Source organism: Plastoroseomonas hellenica (assembly GCF_018129085.1).
GTDB lineage: Bacteria > Pseudomonadota > Alphaproteobacteria > Acetobacterales > Acetobacteraceae > Plastoroseomonas > Plastoroseomonas hellenica.
Window position 1 is genome coordinate 126,751 of the sequence record NZ_JAAGBB010000016.1, and the last position, 20,927, is coordinate 147,677.

General features: G+C 70.3%; 15 protein-coding genes and 2 pseudogenes. 4 read left to right on the forward strand and 13 right to left on the reverse strand.

From position 1 onward, the window contains the following. Nucleotides 1-246: 246 nt before the first annotated feature. The 4 genes from GXW71_RS14985 to GXW71_RS15000 form a co-directional block, all read right to left on the reverse strand. Nucleotides 247-2,484, reverse strand: a complete 2,238-nt coding sequence (locus tag GXW71_RS14985) for a helicase-related protein (RefSeq protein WP_246526599.1) — start codon at nt 2,482-2,484, stop codon at nt 247-249. 232 nt (nt 2,485-2,716) lie between these two features. Beyond that, complete coding sequence (locus GXW71_RS14990) at nt 2,717-4,528, reverse strand: ABC-F family ATP-binding cassette domain-containing protein (protein ID WP_211853332.1); 1,812 nt, start codon at nt 4,526-4,528, stop codon at nt 2,717-2,719. A gap of 48 nt (nt 4,529-4,576) precedes the next feature. Beyond that, nucleotides 4,577-5,335, reverse strand: coding sequence for an NAD kinase (locus tag GXW71_RS14995; protein ID WP_211853333.1), 759 nt, complete (start codon nt 5,333-5,335; stop codon nt 4,577-4,579). Beyond that, complete coding sequence (locus GXW71_RS15000; RefSeq protein ID WP_211853334.1) at nt 5,332-6,159, reverse strand: carbon-nitrogen hydrolase family protein; 828 nt, start codon at nt 6,157-6,159, stop codon at nt 5,332-5,334. The genes GXW71_RS14995 and GXW71_RS15000 overlap by 4 nt, the downstream gene beginning before the upstream one ends. A gap of 378 nt (nt 6,160-6,537) precedes the next feature. On the opposite strand from GXW71_RS15000, the gene GXW71_RS15005 reads away from it, so the two are divergent. Continuing rightward, entirely contained in the window at nt 6,538-8,241 is a 1,704-nt protein-coding gene (locus tag GXW71_RS15005) for a methyl-accepting chemotaxis protein (protein WP_211853335.1), read from the forward strand. Nucleotides 8,242-8,343: 102 nt separating this feature from the next. Here the strand turns inward: GXW71_RS15005 and GXW71_RS34795 are convergent, their stop codons facing one another. The 4 genes and pseudogenes from GXW71_RS34795 to GXW71_RS15020 all read right to left on the reverse strand — a co-directional run bounded on the left by GXW71_RS34795 (nt 8,344) and on the right by GXW71_RS15020 (nt 14,006). Next, nucleotides 8,344-8,877 (reverse strand): tetratricopeptide repeat protein, encoded by a 534-nt coding sequence (locus GXW71_RS34795; RefSeq protein ID WP_246526586.1) that lies wholly within the window; start codon nt 8,875-8,877, stop codon nt 8,344-8,346. Then, nucleotides 8,878-10,383: pseudogene (locus GXW71_RS35465) on the reverse strand (tetratricopeptide repeat protein); the annotation flags it as partial. It lies immediately after the preceding gene. A gap of 229 nt (nt 10,384-10,612) precedes the next feature. Further along, the gene (locus GXW71_RS15015) at nt 10,613-12,466 is read right to left on the reverse strand and encodes a ribonucleoside-diphosphate reductase subunit alpha (RefSeq protein WP_367617310.1); all 1,854 of its coding nucleotides are present in this window, start codon (nt 12,464-12,466) and stop codon (nt 10,613-10,615) included. A 268-nt stretch (nt 12,467-12,734) separates the two neighbouring features. Further along, nucleotides 12,735-14,006, reverse strand: coding sequence for a DUF445 domain-containing protein (locus GXW71_RS15020; RefSeq protein ID WP_211853338.1), 1,272 nt, complete (start codon nt 14,004-14,006; stop codon nt 12,735-12,737). A gap of 170 nt (nt 14,007-14,176) precedes the next feature. On the opposite strand from GXW71_RS15020, the gene GXW71_RS15025 reads away from it, so the two are divergent. The 3 genes from GXW71_RS15025 to GXW71_RS15035 all read left to right on the forward strand — a co-directional run bounded on the left by GXW71_RS15025 (nt 14,177) and on the right by GXW71_RS15035 (nt 16,590). Then, complete coding sequence (locus GXW71_RS15025) at nt 14,177-14,950, forward strand: metal ABC transporter ATP-binding protein (protein WP_246526588.1); 774 nt, start codon at nt 14,177-14,179, stop codon at nt 14,948-14,950. A 172-nt stretch (nt 14,951-15,122) separates the two neighbouring features. Then, nucleotides 15,123-15,995: a metal ABC transporter permease gene (locus GXW71_RS15030; protein WP_211853339.1), complete on the forward strand. Its 873-nt coding sequence runs from the start codon at nt 15,123-15,125 to the stop codon at nt 15,993-15,995. A 160-nt stretch (nt 15,996-16,155) separates the two neighbouring features. Then, the gene (locus tag GXW71_RS15035) at nt 16,156-16,590 is read left to right on the forward strand and encodes a VOC family protein (protein ID WP_211853340.1); all 435 of its coding nucleotides are present in this window, start codon (nt 16,156-16,158) and stop codon (nt 16,588-16,590) included. A gap of 11 nt (nt 16,591-16,601) precedes the next feature. On the opposite strand, the gene GXW71_RS15040 is transcribed toward GXW71_RS15035, so the two are convergent. From GXW71_RS15040 to GXW71_RS15060, 5 genes and pseudogenes are all read right to left on the reverse strand, one after another. After that, nucleotides 16,602-16,895: a hypothetical protein gene (locus tag GXW71_RS15040; RefSeq protein ID WP_246526589.1), complete on the reverse strand. Its 294-nt coding sequence runs from the start codon at nt 16,893-16,895 to the stop codon at nt 16,602-16,604. A 70-nt stretch (nt 16,896-16,965) separates the two neighbouring features. Beyond that, nucleotides 16,966-18,108 carry an NADH:flavin oxidoreductase/NADH oxidase gene (locus tag GXW71_RS15045; protein ID WP_211853342.1) on the reverse strand — a complete coding sequence of 381 codons (1,143 nt, stop codon included), beginning with the start codon at nt 18,106-18,108 and terminating at the stop codon, nt 16,966-16,968. A 5-nt stretch (nt 18,109-18,113) separates the two neighbouring features. Next, on the reverse strand, nt 18,114-19,253 hold the full coding sequence (locus GXW71_RS15050) for a 2-methylaconitate cis-trans isomerase PrpF family protein (protein WP_211853343.1): 1,140 nt from the start codon (nt 19,251-19,253) through the stop codon (nt 18,114-18,116). A 175-nt stretch (nt 19,254-19,428) separates the two neighbouring features. Continuing rightward, the gene (locus tag GXW71_RS15055) at nt 19,429-20,205 is read right to left on the reverse strand and encodes a class II aldolase/adducin family protein (RefSeq protein WP_211853344.1); all 777 of its coding nucleotides are present in this window, start codon (nt 20,203-20,205) and stop codon (nt 19,429-19,431) included. A gap of 153 nt (nt 20,206-20,358) precedes the next feature. After that, nucleotides 20,359-20,927: pseudogene (locus GXW71_RS15060) on the reverse strand (ATP-binding protein); the annotation flags it as partial.

Genomic DNA, 20,927 nt, shown 5'->3' on the forward strand with positions numbered 1-20,927 from the left:
GCAAGCCTGTTCAGAGTCCACCGCGTTATCCCCGGAACCTGGGGACGGGGCTGTGGATGAATCCCGCATATCGCCGCCGAAGCCAGCACGGAGGCCGCGCGCAACGACAGCCTTGCGCATGCTCCCCGGCTGAGCTAGGGGCGCCGCCTCTCACCCCTTTGCTCGCGTGTTGTCACGCAGTTAACACTTCCCACGCGCATCATCGCCGATCGCGTCACCGCTAAGCACTCCCCGCGAGCGTCACCGCTAAGCACTCCCCGCGCGCGTCGCCGCGCGACCTCTCCGCTGCTGGCGCAGCACATCCTCGATCCAGGCATTGAGGCGCTGGGTCTCCGCCTCGGCCTCGGCGCCGTCGGCGAAGGCCGCGGGGAAGCGCTGCGCCATCCAGCGCCAGGCGACCAGGCGGCGCTGCACCTTCTCGCCGCGCTCCAGCTCCTCCGGCCGGGCACGATCGGGTGGCGGTAGGCGGCCCGCCTCCGGCGGCCGCACGCCGCGCCCGGCGCCATGCTCCACCGCCCAGCGTCCGAGCCGCGCCACCCCATTGTCACGCAGGTCGATGGGGCAGAGCGCATAGGTCCAGCGGTCGAGCAGCGAGAGCCCCGGCACCCCGTCCACCACGCCCGCGATCGCCATCGGCGCCGCGAGGTCGGCCAGGCGGTAGTTCGGATCGTCCTTCCGCAGCACCGCCCGCTTGATGCGCGCCAGCACGCCGAACAGGCTGTCGGAGCCGATCTCGGCCGCGACGGCGGCGACGATGTCGGCATCGGGCTGCACCAGGGGACGGGTCTCGACAGGGGTCTCGTGCGCGGCTTCCAGGAGCCGCTTCAACACCTCCGGTGCGCCGGCGCCGGCCAGGACCGCGACCACCCCCTCCTCATGCAGGCCGTAGCGGCCGGCGCGGCCCCCGATCTGCTTGACCTCCTGCACCGAAAGGTCGCGGCGCTGCTCGCCGTCGAACTTGCGCAAGGTCGAGAAGACGACGCGGCGGATATTGAGGTTGAGGCCCATGCCGATCGCATCCGTCGCGACCAGGATGTCGGCGTCGCCGCCGTTGAAGCGCGCTGCCTCCGCCCGCCGCACCTCGGGGCTGAGGGCGCCATAGACCACGGCGACTCGGCGCCCGCGCCGGATCAGCTCGGCCCGCAGGTCCAGCACGTCCCGGCGGGAGAAGGCGATCAGCGCATCGCCGGCGCGGAGGTCGCCGAGCGGCACCGGGGCCCGGGCAGCGATCAGCGGCCCCTTGCGTTCCAGCACCACCTCTTCGATGTCGTCGCCGCAGAGCTTCGCGATGCGGCGCACCATGGCCGCCCCTTCCGGCGCCCCGAGCACGAAGACGTCCCGCGCCGGTGCGCCCATGATGGCGGCGGTCCAGGCGGCACCCCGGTCGCGGTCGTGCAGCATCTGTGCCTCATCGATCAGCGCGACATCAACCGGGTTGCGGAAGGGGCACATCTCGACCGTCGCCGCGACATGGCGGCTGCCGGGGATGAGCATCCGCTCCTCCCCGGTGGTCAGCGAGGCGGCGACGCCGCGCGTCGCCAGCGCCTCCCGGAACTCGTGCGCCAGGAGGCGGAGCGGCGCGAGGGCCAGGCCGCTCTCCGCCTGCGCCAGCCGGTTGAGCGCCAGGTAGGATTTGCCGCTGTTGGTCGGCCCCGTCACCAGTGTGATGCGGCGGATCAGCGCCCGCGCGGTCGCGAAATGCGCGGCGTAGCGGTCGAGCGCCGCGACGCGCGCGACCGCGGCATTGCCCGATTTGCCGCGCGCCAGGGCGGGTGCGGCAGGCTTCTCCTCCCGCGACCGCCAGTCCGGGACCAGGGCGCGGAGCGGCGCCAGTTCCACCGGATCGAATTCCCAGCGCTCACCGGCCTTGCCGGGAATGCGCCGGGCGACCGGGATCAGGCCGGCGGCGATCCAGCGCAGCGCTTCCTTCGCGGTGCAGCCGAGCAGTTCCGGCACCGGCTGGAAGGGCACCAGGCTGCGCTCCCACTCGCGCAGCCGCTTCACCTCCGCGCGGCGGGCCTCGCGCGCCGCGATCTCGGCGCTGCGGCGCTCGGCCCGCCGGGCTTCCTCGGTGGCGCGGACGGCTTCGGCGAAGCTGTCGGGCGCCGGATGGCCATGCGCCTCCGCGATCGCCTGAGCCAGCGCGGCCATGCGCGGCGGCGTCAACCCTCCGCCGCCGCCATCGGCGATCTCGGCGGCAATCGCTTCGAGCGCCGCCTCCGGCGTGCGCCCGGCATCGCGCAGCCGGGTGGCGATGGCCGCCTCCAGCGCGGCTTCCAGCAGCGCGTCCTCGGCCTCCAGGCTGTCGATGCTCTCGGCTGCCGCGCGCAGGTCCTCGCGCCGCGCCCAGACGATGCCGCTGCGGTTGGCAATGTCCGCGAGCCGGGCGACATAGCCGCGCCGCCGCAGCTCCAGCAGCGCCGCGCGCACCGTGCCGGCATCGGCCGGCAGCTTGCGCGCTACGGCGCGGATCAGCGCCGGCATCTCCTTCGCGGTCACGGCAAGGCCGGACGCGAGGATCGCCGCCTCGGCGGGGTTCTGCACAGTGTCGGTCAGAGCCGGTCTCGGTATGGAACGGTGGTGATCTGGCGAGGCATTTTTTGTTCCTGCCGTGCTGGGTGACGCAGCCGATGCTGGTTGCATCGGCGAGGAGGCCGGCGCCGCAGGGGCGGAAAAGGACCGCCAGAGCGCCGCCGCGCCATACCGAAACCGGCTCTCAAGCTTCCAACTCCTCACGCAGCATTTCCAGGCGCAGCCATTCCTCCTCGGCAGCCGCCAGCTCCGCCTCGCGGGCGGCAAGGCCGGCCGAGAAGCGGTCGAAGCCGGCGCGGTCGCGCGTGAACAGCGCGGGGTCCGCCAGCTTGTCGCGCAGCAGCGCGATCTCGGCGTTCAGCTTCTCCATCCGCGCCGGCAGCGTCTCCAGCGCATGCTTCTCCTTGAAGGACAAGCGGCGCGCAGCGGTGGCGGCCGGCACCGGCGCCCGCGGCGCCGCGGGCGCCGGACGGGATGCGGCCTCCGCCGCCCGCGCCCGCACGCCATGGCCGCGCTGCGCCACCATGTCGGAATAGCCGCCGGCATAATCCTGCCAGCGCCCCTCTCCCTCGAAGGCGATCACGCCGGTCACGGTGCGGTCCAGGAAGTCGCGGTCATGGCTGACGATCAGCACGGTGCCGCCATAATCCGCGACCAGCTCCTGCAGCAGATCGAGGGTCTCGAGGTCGAGGTCGTTGGTCGGCTCGTCCAGCACCAACAGGTTGGAAGGGCGGGCAAAGGCGCGCGCCAGCATCAGCCGCCCGCGCTCGCCGCCCGACAGCGCCGAGACGGCCGTGCGCCCCTGCTCCGGCAGGAAGAGGAAGTCCTTCATGTAGCCGACCACATGCCGCGGCTGGCCATTCACATGCACCATGTCGCCGCGGCCTTCGGTCAGCGCCTCGGCGAGCGATGTGGCGGGCGGCAACGCCTCCCGCTTCTGGTCCAAGGTGACCATCTCGATGCCGGTGCCGCGCCGGATGGTTCCGGCATCGGGCTCTAGCTCGCCGGTCAGCAGCTTCAGCAGCGTGGTCTTGCCGGCGCCATTGGGGCCAACGATGCCGATGCGATCGCCGCGCATCACGCGGGTGTTCAGGTCACGGATGACGACGCGGTCGCCGAAGCGCTTCTCCACACCCTCGGCCAGCGCCACCAGGCTGCCGGATCCGTCCGCCTCCGCGGCCGCCATGCGCACGCTGCCCTGCGGGCCGACGCGGTCGCGCTTGCGCTGCCGCAGCGTGTGCAGGTCGGCCAGGCGCTTCACGTTGCGCTTGCGCCGGGCCGTGACGCCGTAGCGCAGCCAATGCTCCTCGCGCACGATCTGGCGGGCGAGCTTGTGGGCCTCGGCCTCCTCCTGCTCCAGCACCTCGTCGCGCCAGGCCTCGAAATGGGCGAAACCGCGCTCCAGGCGCCGCGTGGTGCCACGGTCGAGCCAGACCATGGCGCGGGACAGATCCTCCAGGAAGCGCCGGTCATGGCTGATCAGCACCAGCGCACCGCGCTGCTGCGCGAGCTCGCTTTCCAGCCATTCGATCGCCGGCAGGTCGAGATGGTTGGTGGGCTCGTCCAGCAGCAGGATGTCGGGCGACGGCGCCAGGGCGCGGGCGAGCGCCGCGCGCCGCGCCTCCCCGCCGGAGAGCCGGTCCGGTGCCTCCTCCCCGGTGAGGCCGAGGCTCTGCATCAGGTAGTCGGCGCGATACGGGTCGTCACCGGGGGCGAGCCCGGCCTCCACATAGGCGCGCACGGTCGCGAAGCCGGCGAGGTCGGGCTCCTGCGGCAGATAGCGGAGCGTGGCGCCAGGCTGCAGGAACCGGGTGCCGCCATCAGGGTCGACCAGGCCCGCCGCGATCTTCAGGAGCGTCGACTTGCCGGAACCGTTGCGCCCGACCAGCGCCAGCCGCTCCCCGGGGGAGACCGAGAGCGAAGCACCGCCGAGCAGTACGGTGTTGCCGAAGGACTGGCGGATGTCAGTGAGCAGAAGTATCGGGGGCGCGGCCATGGGCGGGAAGGAAGGCAGCGCGAAGGCCGCGTCAAGGCCCTGCTTCGATCAAACCGTGAACTGCTCCGCGATGATCCGCTCCGACAGCCCGTGGTCGGGGTCGAAGAGCAGGGTCAGGGCGATGCTGCGGTCCTCCCGCACTTCGACCCGGCGCACATCCCGCATCTCGGTGTAGTCGGCAACGGCGGCAACCGGGCGCTTCTCGGCCTCCAGGATCTCGAAGACCACGGTGACGTCGGACGGCAGCAGCGCGCCCCGCCAGCGCCGCGGCCGGAAGGCCGAGATCGGCGTCATCGGCAGCAGGTTGGCGCCGAGCGGAATGATCGGCCCATGCGCCGAGAGGTTGTAGGCGGTGCTGCCGGCGGGGGTGGAGACGATGATGCCGTCGCAGATCAGCTCCTCCAGCCGCTGCTTGCCGTCGACCAGGATGCGCAGCTTGGCCGCCTGGCGGGTCTCCCGCAGCAGGGAGACTTCGTTGATCGCCAGCGCCTCGGTACGCCGTCCCGCCTCGGAATCGGCGATCATGCGGAGCGGGTGCAGCGCGGAGGCCTGGGCGGCGGCGATGCGCTCCGGCAGATCCTCCTCCCGGTAGTCGTTCATCATGAAGCCGACGCTGCCGCAGTTCATGCCGTAGACGGGGATGTTGCGGCCGAGATGACGGTGCTGGGTCTCCAGCATCAGGCCGTCGCCACCAAGCGCCACCAGCACATCCGCCCGGTCCGGCGGCAAGTCGCCATGGAGCGCCACCAGGCGCGCGCGCGCCTCCTGCGCCTGCTCGGTCGGCGCGGCCGCGAAGGAGAGCTTCACGCGAGGCGCCGATGCTCGAGCACGGGCATGTCGCGTCGCACACGCTCGGTCACCGCGGGCTCGATGCGGGCGGTCGAGAAACCGACGCCGTCGCTGGCCTTGGCGACCACATGGCCCCAGGGGTCGGCTATCAGGGAATGGCCGTAGACGCTGCGCTGCGCGCCACGCTCCTCATACTGGCCCCAGCTCGCGGCGGCGATAATCCAACACTGCGTCTCGATGGCGCGGGCGCGCAGCAGGACCTCCCAATGGTCCTTGCCGGTCTGCAGGGTGAAGTTGGATGGCACCAGGATCGCCTCCGCCCCGGCGCGGCGCAGCGCCAGGTACTGCTCGGGGAAGCGCATATCGTAGCAGATGGTCAGGCCGAAGGTGATGCCGTGGGCGGTGAATGTCACCAGCCTGTCGCCGCCGCCATAGAGTGCGCTCTCGCGGTAGCCGGTGCCGTCCGGGGCCGTGATGTCGAACAGGTGGATCTTGCGGTAGCGCGCGATCTCGGCGCCTTCGGGGTCGAAGACCAGGGTCGTGTTGAACAGCTTCTCGCCGCCATCCTCGATGATGCTGCCGCCATGGACGAAGACCTCGTGGCGACGGGCGATGGCGCGCATCGCCTCATAGGCGGGACCGCCCTCGCCCCCCGGATCGGGCAGGATCTCGGCCGCGCGCATGCGGGCGTCACGGCCGCCGCCGAGATTGGTCCAGGTCTCGGGCAGGCTGACGAGATGCGGGCGATCGGATTCGGCCGCTGCGGCGATGAGGCGCTCGGCGGCCGCGATATTGGCCGCCTTGTCGCTGCCCTGGTTCATCTGGATGACGGAGACGCGCATGGGCCTGATCTTCGGGCAGTGGTGCTGCGCGGGATGAAGGCCGGGAACGGGTTCCAGGGCAAGGGCGGAGGTTCCGCGGATCGAGCCGCCAGAGCAACGGATGGGGCATTCGAACGGCCCGTTAAGGCTTGAAGCGTATACGCTTGAGCGTCGGGCCGCCTGATACGTCGGTGGCGGATGCCGCCTGTGCGATCGCGGAGGAAATCACCGTCCTGAGATTGCGAACGCCCGAAATGAGAATAAGTATCAGTATAGATTCTCTTTTCGGGAATAAAAATGATGCGCGAACTCATGTATACATGTGGAACGATAGAACTATATTAACACTCCTGTTCCACATTGCCAGGGTCGCCAAACTTCATCCTGAGGATTGCCTCCATGCCGGCGCTCCGTCTCCCTGGCTTTCTGCGGTTGCCGAGCATCGGGATCGTGCCGCGCATCGTCGTCACGAGCCTGTTCGCGCTGTTCCTCGCCGTCATGGGCACCCAGGCCTGGACCACCCAGAAGCTCGCCCAGCAGAAGGAGGGCGAGGCTCTGGCCTCGCTCCGGACGAATCTCGGCATGCTGCGCGAGCTGCTGCGCCCGCTCGGCAGCGAATGGCGGGTCGAGGGCGAGCAGCTCCTGCTCGGCAATACGCCGGTCAACAACCGCAACGACATCGTCGATGCTGTGAAGCGGGTGGCGGGCGGCGTCGCCACCGTGTTCCGGGGCGACACGCGCGTCGCGACCAATGTGCAGCGCCCGGACGGTACCCGCGGGGTCGGCACCGTGCTGGCGCCGGGTGCGGCCTATGATGCGGTGATCCGGCGTGGGGAGACCTATCACGGCCGGAACGAGATCCTCGGCGTCACCCACATCACCATCTACGAGCCCATTCGCGATGCCGCCGGACGGCAGGTCGGCATCCTGTTCGTGGGCGTGCCGGTGCCCGATATCCAGGCGCAGATCCGCCAGCTCTGGCTCGAGCTCGGTGCCGTCTCCCTGGCACTCGGTGTCCTGATCGCGCTCGGGCTGTGGCTGGTGCTGCGCCGCGCGCTGCGGCCGCTGCGCAGCCTGGCCGAGGTGCTCGTCGCGATCACGCGCGGAGACACCAGCGTCGCGGTTCCCGGGACCGAGCGGCGCGACCAATTGGGCGATATCGGCCGTGCGGTGGCGTCCCTCCGCGACGCCGTCGCCGAGCGAAGCCGGCTGCAGCAGGGTGCGCGGGAGGCGGAGGCGCGTGCCGAGGCGAACCGGGTCGCCGAGGCCGCGAGGCTCGCCACCAGGATCGAGGGCACTGTCGGGCAGGTCGCGACCTCGCTTTCGGATGCCTCCAAGGCGCTCTGGACGGCAACCGAGCGGGTGACCGACGGGGCACAGCGTGGCGGCCTGCGGGCAAATGACGCGGTGGCGCGGGCCAATGAGGCGGCCACGAATGTTCAGGCGGTGGCCGCCGCGACCGAGGAGCTGGCGGCCAGCATCACCGAGATCAATCGCCGTGCTGCCGAGGGCAGCGCCGCGGCGCAGGCCGCGGTGGCGGCGACCGAAGCCTCCGATGCGACGGTGAAGAGCCTCTCCGATGCGGCGAGCCGGATCGGCGAAGTGGTGCGCCTGATCGCCGACATCGCCGGCCAGACCAATCTGCTGGCGCTGAACGCGACGATCGAAGCCGCACGCGCCGGCGATGCCGGCAAGGGCTTCGCGGTCGTCGCCGGCGAGGTGAAGTCGCTCGCCGCACAGACCGCCCGCGCGACCGAGGATATCGGCAGCCAGATCGCGGCCATGCGCAACGCCACGGAGGAGGCAGTCGCGACGGTGCGCGGGATCGCCGATGCCGTCTCCCGCATCGGGCAGTACACCGGCGCCATCGCGGCCGCGGTGGAGCAGCAGGGCAGCGCCACGCAGGAGATCGCCCGCAACGCCGCCGGGGCCGCCGCCGGCACCCAGGCGGCCTCGGAAGCCGCACAGGAAGTCGCCGCGGCGATGGCGCAGGCCGGCGGCTCGGTCGGCGCGCTGCGCGAAGCGACGGGCGGCATCGCCGCGCAAGGCGAGGCGCTGCAGCGGGAACTGGCGCAGGTGGTGCGGCAGTTGCAGGCGGCCTGAGGCGCGGCGCTGGGCCCGGGCTGCCTGCAGGGCGGTCTGCGGGCCACCAGGCGCCGATCGGCGTGGAGGTCAGTTCTGGGCCACGGGCGTCGAACGTGACCGTCAGTTCGGGGCGCCCAATGGCGCCAAGCGAGAGGACAGTGCGCTGCGGCGCCGCGCCAGGACGTCGGGGTTGGCGCCGCTGCGTCCCTCCCCGACGATCCGCTCAGCCAGGGACTGATCCGCGCGCGCTCCCTCGGCATCGCCCAGGCGCTCCCGCGCGATGCCGCGCTCCAGCGGGAATTCCCAGCGCCGGCCGTTGATCGCGATGGCCCGGTCATAATCCTCGCGCGCCGGGCCGAACTCGCCGCGCAGCAGGCGCAACAGGCCACGGACTTCGTAACCATCGGCCGCCCCGGGAGCCAGGGCCAGCAGGCGATCGGCATCCTCCGCCGCGCCGGCCAGATCGCCCTTCAGCGCCCGGGCACGGCCGCGGCCACGGAGCCCCTGAATATCCCGGGGTTCCTGCGCAACCAGTGCCTCGAAATCGGCAAGCGCGCGATCGGGATCCTCCCGCAGCAGATAGACGAGGCCCCGATTGGCGAGAGCGGTGGCGTATCGTGGATCGAGACGCAGCGCCTCGTTGAAGTCGGCCATGGCGCGATCGAGGTCGCCTCGTTGGGCATGGGCGCCGCCGCGATTGCTGACGGCGTCGACATTCTGCGGATCGAGGCGGACCGCCAGATCGAAATCGGCCAGGGCGCGGTCAATGTCGCCCCGCTGGCCATGGACGAAGCCGCGAAAGATGATGGCGTGGAGGTAGCGCGGATCGAGGTCGATCGCGGCGTCGACATCGGCCAGGGCGCGATCGAGGTCACCTCGCTGGAAATGAACAAGGCCACGATTGTTGAAGGCCCGGCTGTACCGCGGATCGAGGCGGATCGCCGCCTCGAAATCGGCCAGGGCGCGATCGAGGTCGCCTCGCTGGAAATAGACGCGGCCGCGATTGTTGATGGGGTCGGCATCCCCTGGATCGAGCCGGATCGCCGCTTCGAAATCGGCCAGCGCCCGATCCAGATCGCCCTGCCGCAAGAACGCCGAGCCTCTGCTGTTGAAGAAGCCGCTATTCCGCGGATCGAGCGCGATCGCGGCATCGAGATCGGCAAGAGCGCGATCGAGATCGCCCTGGCGCTCGAACAGCTCGGCGCGATTGCCGAGAGCATTGCTGCTCCGTGGATCGGCTTCGATCGCCGCGGTGAAGTCAGCCAGCGCGCGATCCGCGTCACCTCGGCGGAGGAAGATGAGGCCCCGGCCGTTAAGGGCGCCGCCATGCCGCGGATCGGCTTCGATCACCGCATTGAAATCCACCAGCGCGCGGTCAATGTCGCCCCGCCGCAGCAGGATGCCGCCCCGGTTGCCGAGGGCATCGCTGTCCCGCGGCCGGAGTCGGATTGCCGCATCCAGATCGGCGAGCGCAGCGTCCAGATTGCCCCGGAGGGCATGGATGGCGCCGCGCCCGGTGAAGGCGGCGACATTCTGCGGATCGAGGCGGATCGCCTCGTCGAGATCCGCCATGCCGCCATCGAAGTCGCCCCGCCGCGCGCGGATGGCGCCGCGGTTCTGGATCGCCCCGCTGTTGCGGGGGTCGAGGCGGATCGCCTGCTCAAGGTCGATGAGGGCGCGGTCCGGATCGCCCTGCAGCGCGAAGAGGCGCCCCCGATCCCCGATGATGCGGCTGTTGCGTGGATCGAGGCGAACAGCCTCGTTGTAGTCGGCCATGGCGCGGGCGAGATCGCCCTGCCAGGCACGGGCTGCGCCGCGGCCGGCCAGGGCCTGGGCATGGCGCGGGTCGATCTGCAGGGCGCGGCCGAAATCGGCGATGGCCTGCGCCGTGTCGTCGGCATCAAAATAGGCGAGACCCCGGTTCGTCAGGGCAGCGGCCTGCCCGCCGCGCGGCGCCCTCGGCCCGATCAGCCGCGTGCAGGCGGCGATCCTGGGCTCGACCGGTCCGGATGCCGCGCAGAGCTCCGTATCCCCGCGCCGCTGCGCCTCGGCAGGCGTCGCGGCCAGGGAGAGGCCGAGAGCGAGGACTGCGAATCCTGGCGCGCGCCACATCGCTGAGGGGAACCTGCCTCCGGCAGCCGGCATCGCTTTCCTCACCATGCGTATTCCGATCGGGTGTCTTCAGGACATGATCACCCGTTCAGGTGAGGCCATCCGACTGGGATCCGCTCTGGTGGCGCCGATGGTCGATCCAGTCCAGTACGATACCGACACCAAATCCTTCACGATATCGATATGACCTGCGCCACGACGCCGGACAGCAGTAAGCCGGGTCAGGCATCGCCCTCCCCCGGCTTCGCGATTAGGATGAAGCCTGTGCGGGGCCGCGCTACTGGCAGGCCAGGCACTCTTCGTAGTTGTTGTTCTCGGCGGGCTTCGCCGCGATCGGCAGCGGCCCGAGGTCCGGCACATGGGCAGCCATGATGTCGCCCTGCCCCACCACCTTGGCGCTGATCGTGTCGGCACGCTGGATCGAGAGCGAGCGGCAGTAGTAGAGGCTCTTCACGCCCCGCTTCCACGCCAGCATGTGGATCTGGTGCAGGTCGCGCTTGTGGATATTGGCCGGCAGGAACAGGTTCACCGACTGTGACTGGCAGATATAGGGCGTGCGGTCGGCCGCATGCTCCACGATCCAGCGCTGATCCAGCTCGAAGGCGGTCTTGTACACCGCCCTCTCCTGGTCGGTCAGGAAGTCGAGGTGCTGGACCGAGCCCTTGCTGACGGTGATCGAGGTCCAGGTCTCCTCGTCGTCGCGCCCGTACTTCGCCAGGAGCTTCTGGAGATAGGGGCTGCGCACGATGAAGGAGCCGCTGAGCGTCTTGTGGTTGTAGACATTCGCCGCCACCGGCTCGATCCCCGGCGAGGCGCCGCCGGCGATGATCGAGATGCTGGCGGTCGGCGCGATCGCGATCTTGTTCGAGAAGCGCTCCATGAAGCCGTATTCGGCGGCATCCGGGCAGGCGCCGCGCTCTTCGGCCAGCAGCCGGCTCGCCGCATCGGCCTGGGTGCGGATGTGGCGGAACATCTTCATGTTCCACACCTTGGCGATCGCGCTCTCGAAGGGGACGCCCATCTTCTGCAGGAAGCTGTGGAAGCCCATGACGCCGAGGCCGACCGAACGCTCGCGCATCGCCGCGTACTTGGCGCGCGACATGCTCTCGGGCGCGGTATCGATGAAGCTCTGCAGCACGTTGTCGAGGAAGCGCATCACGTCGGTGATGAAGAGCGGATGGTCCTTCCACTCCGCCCAGGTCTCGAGGTTGAGCGAGGAGAGGCAGCAGACCGCCGTCCGCTCCTGCCCATGCTGGTCGGTGCCGGTCGCGAGCGTGATCTCGGAGCAGAGGTTAGAGGTCTTCACCTCGAGCCCCGCGAGCTTGTGGTGCTCCGGCCGCGCGTTGTTCACGTGGTCCGAGTAGATGATGTAGGGCTCGCCGGTCTCGATCCGCGCGGTGAGGATGCGGATCCAGAGATTGCGGGCCGAGATCTTCTTCACCAGCGCGCCGTCCTTCGGCGACACCAGGGCCCATTCCTCATCGGCCTCGACCGCGCGCATGAAGGCGTCCGACAGCAGGATGCCGTGGTGCAGGTTCAGCGCCTTGCGGTTGGGGTCACCGCCGGTCGGACGCCGGATCTCGACGAATTCCTCGATCTCGGGGTGATGGACCGGGATGTAGACGGCGGCCGAGCCGCGGCGGAGCGAGCCCTGGCTGATCGCGAGCGTCAGGCTGTCCATCACGCGGATGAAGGGGATCACGCCGGAGGTCTTGCCGTTGCGGCCGACCTTCTCGCCGATGCCGCGCAGGTTGCCCCAGTAGCTGCCGATGCCGCCGCCCTTGGACGCCAGCCAGACATTCTCGTTCCAGAGGCCGACGATGCCTTCCAGGCTGTCGGAGGCCTCGTTCAGGAAGCAGGAGATCGGCAGGCCGCGACTGGTGCCGCCATTCGACAGCACCGGCGTCGCCGGCATGAACCAGAGGCGGCTGACATAGTCGTAGATGCGCTGCGCGTGCTCGGCATCGTCGCCATAGGCCGATGCGACGCGGGCGAAGAGATCCTGGTAGGATTCGCCAGGCAGCAGATAGCGGTCGTCGAGAGTCGCCTTGCCGAAATCGGTCAGCAGCGCGTCGCGCGCGCGATCAATCCGAACCTGGCCATGGCCTTCAAGCTGTACGGCGTCAAACACGATCAAACCCCCTGAAATCCCCCGGCCGTCAGGATGCACGCGGAGCTGGGACGGACACAAGATGTAGTCTTGCAACACCCTTGTCACTACCACATCGCGTAGCCTCTCGGGGACTTGCATGTGGCCATGACTCGGAAAGACATGGCGTCCGTACTGGCTTCGTTCCAGCTCCGCGCATGCATGTCAGGCAGGCCTGCCCATCCTGGCAGCAATCCGCCGAAAAGAATCGCGATCGTGCCGAGGCCGAACCGGAGCGACGCGGGTCGGGCTAGAAAGCGACCCGGCCGAACATCGCCTGCAACAGCGCGTAAAGCGCCGCGCCGGCCAGGAAGCCGACCACGGTCCCGTTCACCCGCACATATTGCAGGTCGCGCCCCACCCGCAGCTCGATCTTCTCGACCACGGTCGCCGGATCCCAGCCCCGCACCACGCCGGCGATGAAGGTCGAAAGCCGCTCCCGCGCCGCCGGCAGCAGCGCCACCAGCACGCGCTCCGCGGCGCGCTGCAGCCGCTCCCGCGCGCCCTCGCTTTCCGCGAGGAAATGGCCGGCATTGGCGAGTCCCGCTTCCAGCACCGCGACGGTGCGGCCTTCCGGATTGCCGGCATCGGCTTCCAGCGCGGCGCGCAGCCGCGCCCATACATCGCCGAGCCAGACCGCGACCGAGGGATGCGCCACCGCGGCGCGGAGCGCCCGGCCGACGCTGGCCGCCCGTTCCGGGTCGGTCTCCAGCCGCTCAATCTCGGCGCGGATCCAGGCTTCGAAGGCGGCGCGCAGGTCGCTGTCGGAAGGCTCCACCTTCTCCAGCTCGGAATTGACCGCCGACAGCACCCGCTTGGCGACCGTCGCCCCGGCAAGCCAGCCGATGACGGCGCCCCCCTCGGCCCGGACCCGTGCCGCGATCGCGGTGCGGAGCTGCTCTTCCTTGCCCGACAGCACGGTCTTCAGCTCCCTGACCGCCAGGTCGAACACCGCGTGGTGGCGCCCGCCCTCGACCAGCGCCCGCAGGGCACGGGCCAGCAGCCGTGCCCCCTCGGCACCCGCGATCCGGGGTGCGATGCGCTGCAGCAGGCGGCGCGCGCGCCCATCCTCCAGGCTGGCCAGCACCCGCGGCAGCATCCCGGCGAGCGCCTGCGCCGCCGGGCGGGTGGAGGCGGGATCGGAGAGGAAGGCGCGCAGGATGCCCGACACATCGAGGCGCCCGATCACCCGCCTGACCTCGGCCTCGGTGAAGACATGGTTGGCGACGAAGCCGCCCAGCCCCCGCCCCAGCCTCTCCTGCTGGTTCGGAATGATCGCGGTGTGCGGGATTGGCAGCCCGAGCGGGTGGCGGAACAGCGCCGTCACCGCGAACCAGTCCGCCAGGCCGCCGACCAGCCCGGCCTTGGCGCCCGCCTGCAGCAGCTCTGTCCAATAGCCGGGCGGCAGGTGATAGGAGAACAGCACCAGCCCCGCCATGACGACCAGCAGCCCGGTGGCGAAGGCGCGGTGGCGGGCGAGGCTGCGGCGCAGCACTGCGTCGGCATCGGATCGGCTCTGCATCGCCAACCGAGATAAGGCGCCTGGCCCGGCTTGCCCAGCAGGACCATCATGATACATGATAACATCATGCAGGATCCCCTCGCCCTATCCGCCGGCCTAGGCGCTCGCCTCGCGCTGGTCGCGCTGGCCGCCGGCGCCGTCTGGGCGGCGACCCTCTGGGCACTGATGGCATGACCGCGCCCGATCGGCTGCGCCGGAATATGATCTCGCCGCCGGCCATCACGCTGACGGGGCTGGTCGCCAGCCATGGGCGCCACCCGGCGGTGCACCACCTGTCCGGCTGCTTCGAACCCGGCAGCATGACGGCGGTGGTCGGGCCGAACGGCGCCGGCAAGACGACGCTGCTCCGCACCCTTGCCGGGCTGCACCGGCTGGACGAGGGCCGCATTCAGGCGCCCGGCCTGACGCCCGCGCGCATCGCCCTGCTGCCGCAGGCCGCCACCATGGACCGCAGCTTCCCGATCGGCTGCCGCGACGTGGTGCTGCAAGGCCTCTGGGCCAGGCTCGGCGCCTTCCGCAGCGCCGGCCGGGCGGAGCTCACGGAGGCCGAGACGGCGCTGGCCGCCGTCGGGCTCGGCGGCTTCGCGACGCGGCCGGTGGGCAGCCTCTCCGCCGGACAGTTCCAGCGCCTGCTCTTCGCCCGCCTGCTGCTGCAGGACGCCGAGGTGATCCTGCTCGACGAGCCCTTCAATGCGGTGGACGCGCGGACCGCGTCCGACCTGCTCGGCGTGCTGCGCCGCTGGCATGGCGAGGGGCGCACCCTGATCGCGGTGCTGCACGACCTCGACTTGGTCCGGCGCGAATTCCCGGAGGCCCTGCTGTTGGCGCGCGACCCGATCGCCTGGGGCCCGACCGAGGCCACGCTCAGCGCCGAGAACCGGATGCGCGCCCGGATGATGGCGGAAGCCTGGGACGAGCAGGCGGTCACCTGCGAAGCCGCCTAGGAGAGCCTGCCTCGGAAGGGGGCGGCGGCGATCTGGCGGTCCTTTTCCGCCCCTGCCGCGCCGGCTTCCTCGCCGATGCAACCAGCATCGGCTGCGTCACCCGACACGGCAGGAACGAAAAATGCCTCGCCAGTTCACCACCGCCCCCTTCCGAGACAGGCTCTGATCGCCCTTGAGCCTGCACGACCTCCTGATCGCGCCCTTCGCGGAGTTCGGCTTCCTGCGCCGGGCGCTGGTGGGCTGCCTGGCGCTGGCCGTCGCCGCGCCGCCGCTCGGCGTCTTCCTGACGCTCCGGCGCATGAGCCTGACGGCGGAGGTCCTGTCCCACGCCGTGCTGCCCGGAATCGCCGCCGCCTATTGGGTGGCGGGGCTCTCGGCCGCGGCGATGTGGGCCGGCGGCATGGCGGCAGGGCTGGTCGTGGCACTCGGCGCCGGGGCGCTGGCACGCGCGACCGGCGGGCGCGAGGATTCGACCCTGACCGCCCTCTATCTGCTGGCGCTGGCAGCGGGTGTCGCAATGATCTCGGTGAGCGGCGGCACCGGCGACCTCTCGACGCTGCTGTTCGGCAGCGTCCTCGGCGTCGATGACGACGCACTGCTGCTGATGGCCGGTGCGGCGACGCTCACGCTTCTGGGCCTCGCCTTCGCGTGGCGGCCCCTGGCGCTCGAATGCTTCGACCCGAGCTTCGCCCAGGCGACCGGGGCCCGCGGCGGCGCCTGGCACCTGCTGTTCCTGGCGCTCGTGGTGCTGAACGTGCTGGCCGCCTTCCAGGCGCTCGGCACCCTGATGGCGGTCGGGCTGATGATGCTGCCGGCGATCGCCGCGCGGCACTGGTCACGGCAGCTCTCGGGCATGGTCTATGCCTCGGTCGCGATCGCGGTGGCGGCGAGCCTGCTGGGACTGCTGCTCTCCTACCACGCCGACCTGCCGACCGGCCCCGCGATCGTGCTCACCGCGGGTGGGCTCTGGGCGCTCTCGGTGCTGGCGGGGCCCGTTGACGGCGCGCTGCCGCGGCTGTTTCGCCGACGCCATCTGGCCGGCTGAGCCCGCCGGTACTATCTTCCTTCGGTCGGAAAAGTGAGGCCGGTTTGGTTGAGCCGGTCGCCTCCTGATCCCCGGGAGGTTCTGGCGGGTGTCTCGGCACTCAGCCCCATGACGCGACGCCCGGCGCAAGCCGCGCCGGCGAACCGTGGAGCTTGAACCGATGCAGCAAATTTCTCTCATCACCCTTGGCATCAGCGATGTCGCGCGGTCGCAGCGCTTCTATGCCGAGGGCTTCGGCTGGCAACCGATCTTCACCAATGGCGAGATCACCTTCTACCAGATGAACGGCCTGGTGCTGGCCACCTGGCTGGCGCCTCTGCTCGCCGCCGATGCCGGGTTGCCTGGCCCACTGGCACCCGGCGGCCTCGCCCTGTCGCATAACGTGACGGCACGCGAGGCCGTGCCGCCGCTGATCGAGCGCTTACTGGCCGCCGGCGGACGCCTGCTCAAAGCACCGGTCGAGCCACCGCATGGCGGCCTTGCCGGCCATGTCGCCGATCCGGATGGCCATGTCTGGGAAATCGCCTGGAACCCCGATTGGGCGATCGATGCCGAAGGCCGTGTGACCTTCGGCGCCCCAAGCCTCGGTTCCTGAGGGATCCGCCGTTATCGGCGGATGATCACGAAGCGCATCACGCGCCCGCCCGGGCCGGGCGGCACCCCGCCGCCCGTGCTCCTGGCCCGGCGCATGCGCCACCAGAGGCTGCCAGCGCCGATCGCCGCCGCCACGATGGCGATCGGCAGCAGCACCGCGAGCGAAAGCACCGCGAGTGCGGCCAGCACCAGGCCGCCCGCGATGACCGCCAGCAGGATGGCGACGCCGCCGACCCGCGCCAGCACCCGGTCGAAGCGACCAGGCTGCCGCAGCGGCGGTTCCCGGAATTCGCCTTCCGGGGTCATGTCGATGATCGGCGGGCGACGGTTGTGCGTGTCCATAACGAACGAAACGTGGCCCGCCCGGCCCGATCCTTCAAGCCTTCCAGGGGCCGAGCCGGTCAATCTCCCGCTGGCGGACGTTCAGCCACCAGCCGGCCTGCTTCGGCCAGGTCGCGAACCGTGCCTCGGGATCGGCGGCGCCGAGCGTCGCCTCGGCATGCACCGCCCAGTTCGGGTCGGCCAGCGCCTCCCGCGCGATGGCGATGAGGTCGGCGTCACCCGCCTGCAGGATCGCCTCGGCATGGCGCGGATCGGTGATCAGACCGACGGCCATGGTCGGCAGCCCGGCCTCATGCCGGATCCGGGCGGCGAAGGGCACCTGGAAGCCGTAGTCGCGCGTCACCCGCGCCGCGGTCGCGGAGCCGGCAATGCCGCCCGAGGAGCAGTCCACGACATCGACACCGCCGGCCTTCAAGGCCTGGGCGAAGGCAATCGTGTCCTCGATGCTGTTGCCGCCTTCCGCGCCATCCACGGAGGAGACGCGGAAGGAAAGCGGCAGGTTCGTGGGCCACACCGCGCGCACCGCCGTGGCAATCTCCAACGGTAGGCGCCAGCGGTTCTCCCGTGCGCCGCCATAAGCGTCGTCGCGATGATTGCTGATCGGCGAGAGGAACTGGTGCAGCAGGTAGCCATGCGCGCCGTGCAGCTCCAGCAGCTCGAATCCGGCCGCGGCGGCGCGGCCCGCCGCCGTGACGAAGGCTTCGACCAGCGCGGCGATATCGGCAGCCGTCATCGCGCGCGGCGTGATCCAACCCTCGCCGATCGGGATCGCGGAGGCGGAGACGGTCTCCCACGGCCGGTCGCCGCGCGCGATATCGGCATCGTTGAGCGGGCCATTGCCGTACCAGGGCCGCTGCATGCTGGCCTTGCGTCCGGCATGGCCGATCTGGATGCCGGGCACCGCACCCTGCTGCTTCAGGAAGGTGGCAACCCGCGCCAGCGGCGCCACATGCGCCTCCGACCAGATGCCGAGATCGCCATGGGTGATCCGGCCTTCCGGCAGCACCGCCGTCGCTTCCGCCACCACCGCGCCGGCGCCGCCGAGCGCGAAGCGGCCGAGATGCACCAGGTGCCAGTCATCGGCGATGCCGTCCTTGGCCGAATACTGGCACATCGGCGAGATGATGACGCGGTTGCGGAAGGTGATCCCGCGCAGCGTGAAGGGCGTGAAGAGCATCGCGGTCACCTCTTCGGCAGGTAGAAGACGCGGCCTTCCATCAGGCGGCGCGCGGTGCGAAAGACGACGGCGCTCTCAGCGTGCCAACTCTCCCCTTCGGGGCGCAGCACGCCGCCGACCGAGAGCACGCCGGACGGGTTGCCGACCCTGACCTCCTCGCCCGTGATGCGCCGCGCCAGCAGGTTTGGCAGCGTGCCCGGCACCCGCGTCGCGACGCCGTGGCACATGGCGGCGGTCAGCGGGATGGCGCGATGCGCGCGCTCCATCGAGATCACCCGGGCGGCAATGTCGAATTCATCCGCGGCGACGCGGGTGCCGTCGAGTGCTGTGAAGTCGCGCGGCGGCGCCACCATGCCGACCTTCGGCACCGCGAGGCCCGCTTCCCCCTCCGTCGCCGCCATGCCCATGGCGACCGCCGCCATCCGGCGCAGCCGGTCGAGCGCTGCCATCAGGCCAGGCTTCGCCTCGATCGCATCGGGGCTTTCGGTGCCGTCGCAGCCGAGCGCCTCGGCATCGACCAGGATCATCGGGTTTGCGGCATCGACCATGGAGACGCGGATGCGGGCACCGTCCAGCACCAACTCCTGCAGCGCCTGGCCGGTCGGTAGCAGCCCGCTGGTGCGGGTGCCGCCGGGGTTCAGGATATCGACCCGCACCCGCGCGCCGGTGCCGGCGACACCCGCGATGGCAAGGTCGCCGGCGACCGCCGCGCGCCCACCCACCATCGGGAAGCGCGCATGCATGATCTTCCTCGTGTTGGTCTGATGGATGCGCACGAAGGCCTCACCATCGCGCGGTGCCGCGACCAACCCCTCATCCACCGCGAAGGGTCCGACCGCGCCGGAGAGGTTGCCGCAATTCGACCCCCAGTCCACCACCGCCCGGTCCACCGCGACCTGCGCGAAGGTGTAGTCGATATCGGCCTCCGGATGCGTCGGCGGGCCGATGATGACCGCCTTCGAGAGCGAGGAGATGCCGCCGCCCATGCCGTCGAGCTGCCGCCCGTACGGGTCGGGGCTGCCGATGACGGCCAGGAAGACCGCCTCCTGCTCAACCCGGCTCTCCGGCAGATCGCCGGCGTGAAAGAAGACGCCCTTGGATGAGCCGCCGCGCATGAAGACGGCGGGGATGGAACGCTGGGTCATGGTGGTCTCCCCGATCCTGGTGGGATGGACCCCGGGGGAATGAATTCCCCCGGACCCCCTTCTTTTATTTTTGGTGACTTAGGCTGGTCAGCACGACCGCATGGCCCGATCCGGCAGTGCAAGTGATAAAAATCAAAGATGGGGGTCTGGGGGAATTCATTCCCCCAGCCTTACGTCATTCACGCCAACTGCTATCCGTCCGGTCGAGCTTCCGCATCAGGGCTGGCCATTCGAGCTTGCCGAAAGGACGGCGCGTCGTCGGCTTGTAGAGGTGGTTGGTGTGTTCGATGACGTCCTGCGGCGGCAGGATCACCTTGGTATTCGCCGCCATCGCCAGCACCTGCGCCTTGCAGGCGAGTTCGGCGCGATAGATGTTCGAGAAGGCTTCCGGCACCGACGGCCCGCAGACCAGCAGGCCATGATTGCGCAGCACCATCAGGTCGGCGTCGCCGAGGTTCTTCACCAGTTCCTCCTGCTCCTTCAGGTCCACCACCACGCCGCGGAAGTCGTGGTAGGCGATCTTGGAGAAGCGCATCGCGGTCTGGGTCATCGGCAGGAAGCCGCATTCCATCGCGGAAACCGCCATGCCGACCGGCGTGTGCGTGTGGATCACGCAATCGGCGTCGTGCCGATGCCGGTGGATCGCCGAATGGATCACGAAGCCGGCGCGGTTCACGCCGTAGTCGAAATCCGGCTTCCAGACGATGTTGCCGTCGAGGTCGATCTTCACCAGCGACGACGCGGTGATCTCCTCGTAGAGCAGGCCATAGGCGTTGATCAGGAACTGGTTGTCGGTGCCGGGAACGCGGACCGAGATATGGTTCGCGATCATGTCGGTCATGTCCCAGAGCGCCACCAGCCGATAGCAGGCGGCGAGATCGAGCCGCGCCCGCCACTCATCCGGGCTCACCTCGTCCTTGATCGATCGGATGCCCAGTTGGTCGTTCGACATGGTCCGCTCCTAGAGCGTGATCGCCTGAGGTGGAATCACCGAAAGGCGTGAATCACGCGATCCAACAAAATGGCTGGGCATGATCGCTTCAGCTTGAAGGGATCATGCCCAGCACACTGCTTGGGAGTTTTGGACCAGCCGCACGGGCGAGCGTCAAGCGGCGCCGGGCGCGGTTTCCCAGGCGAGGCCGGCGAGCGTCACGATCCGCTGGCCACGCCCCGTCTCGCGCGAGACGATCAGCCCCTGCGCCTCGATAAAGCCGAGCACCCGCCGGGCGCGGGCGGCCGATGCGCTGCCATAGGCGCGGGCGATCGCCGCGTCCTCCGGGCAGGGCGCACCGTCGCGGGCAGCGCGGGCGAGCAGCAGGAAGACGCCCTGCATGTCCTCGGGCAGTGTCGCAGCGCGGGCGGCGGCCTGCCGCCAGCCATCATCCGTCTCCGCCTCGGCGCCGATGCCGGCGCGTGCCAGCGCCAGCAGCCGGCGGAACTCGGGCAGCGCGGGCGGCGTGCCGCCGACCTCGTGGATCCGGAGGCGCACCAGGAAATCCTGATAGAGCACGCCGGGCGCCCGGAAAGCGGCATCCTCGGCGCGCAGGATATCGGCCAGGATCTCCGCCATGCGGGCGCGGCGCCCCGCCTGTTCCTCCGGGCTCGGCGCCGGCTCGGGGGCCGCGGCGGCGGGACGCGCGGCGGCCAGGTCGGCCAGGATGTCGCGCGGCGGCG

What these genes read in the sequence shown, in the direction of transcription:
- GXW71_RS14985 (WP_246526599.1), bottom strand. Translation starts at nt 2,484, where the DNA reads ATGCCGGCGCTGATCCGCGCCGTAGCGCGCAAGCTGCCGGCCGATGCC.
- GXW71_RS14990 (WP_211853332.1), bottom strand. Translation starts at nt 4,528, where the DNA reads ATGGCCGCGCCCCCGATACTTCTGCTCACTGACATCCGCCAGTCCTTC.
- GXW71_RS15000 (WP_211853334.1), bottom strand. Translation starts at nt 6,159, where the DNA reads ATGCGCGTCTCCGTCATCCAGATGAACCAGGGCAGCGACAAGGCGGCC.
- GXW71_RS15005 (WP_211853335.1), top strand. Translation starts at nt 6,538, where the DNA reads ATGCCGGCGCTCCGTCTCCCTGGCTTTCTGCGGTTGCCGAGCATCGGG.
- GXW71_RS34795 (WP_246526586.1), bottom strand. Translation starts at nt 8,877, where the DNA reads ATGGCCGACTTCAACGAGGCGCTGCGTCTCGATCCACGATACGCCACC.
- GXW71_RS15020 (WP_211853338.1), bottom strand. Translation starts at nt 14,006, where the DNA reads ATGCAGAGCCGATCCGATGCCGACGCAGTGCTGCGCCGCAGCCTCGCC.
- GXW71_RS15025 (WP_246526588.1), top strand. Translation starts at nt 14,177, where the DNA reads ATGACCGCGCCCGATCGGCTGCGCCGGAATATGATCTCGCCGCCGGCC.
- GXW71_RS15035 (WP_211853340.1), top strand. Translation starts at nt 16,156, where the DNA reads ATGCAGCAAATTTCTCTCATCACCCTTGGCATCAGCGATGTCGCGCGG.
- GXW71_RS15040 (WP_246526589.1), bottom strand. Translation starts at nt 16,895, where the DNA reads ATGACCCCGGAAGGCGAATTCCGGGAACCGCCGCTGCGGCAGCCTGGT.
- GXW71_RS15045 (WP_211853342.1), bottom strand. Translation starts at nt 18,108, where the DNA reads ATGCTCTTCACGCCCTTCACGCTGCGCGGGATCACCTTCCGCAACCGC.
- GXW71_RS15050 (WP_211853343.1), bottom strand. Translation starts at nt 19,253, where the DNA reads ATGACCCAGCGTTCCATCCCCGCCGTCTTCATGCGCGGCGGCTCATCC.
- GXW71_RS15055 (WP_211853344.1), bottom strand. Translation starts at nt 20,205, where the DNA reads ATGTCGAACGACCAACTGGGCATCCGATCGATCAAGGACGAGGTGAGC.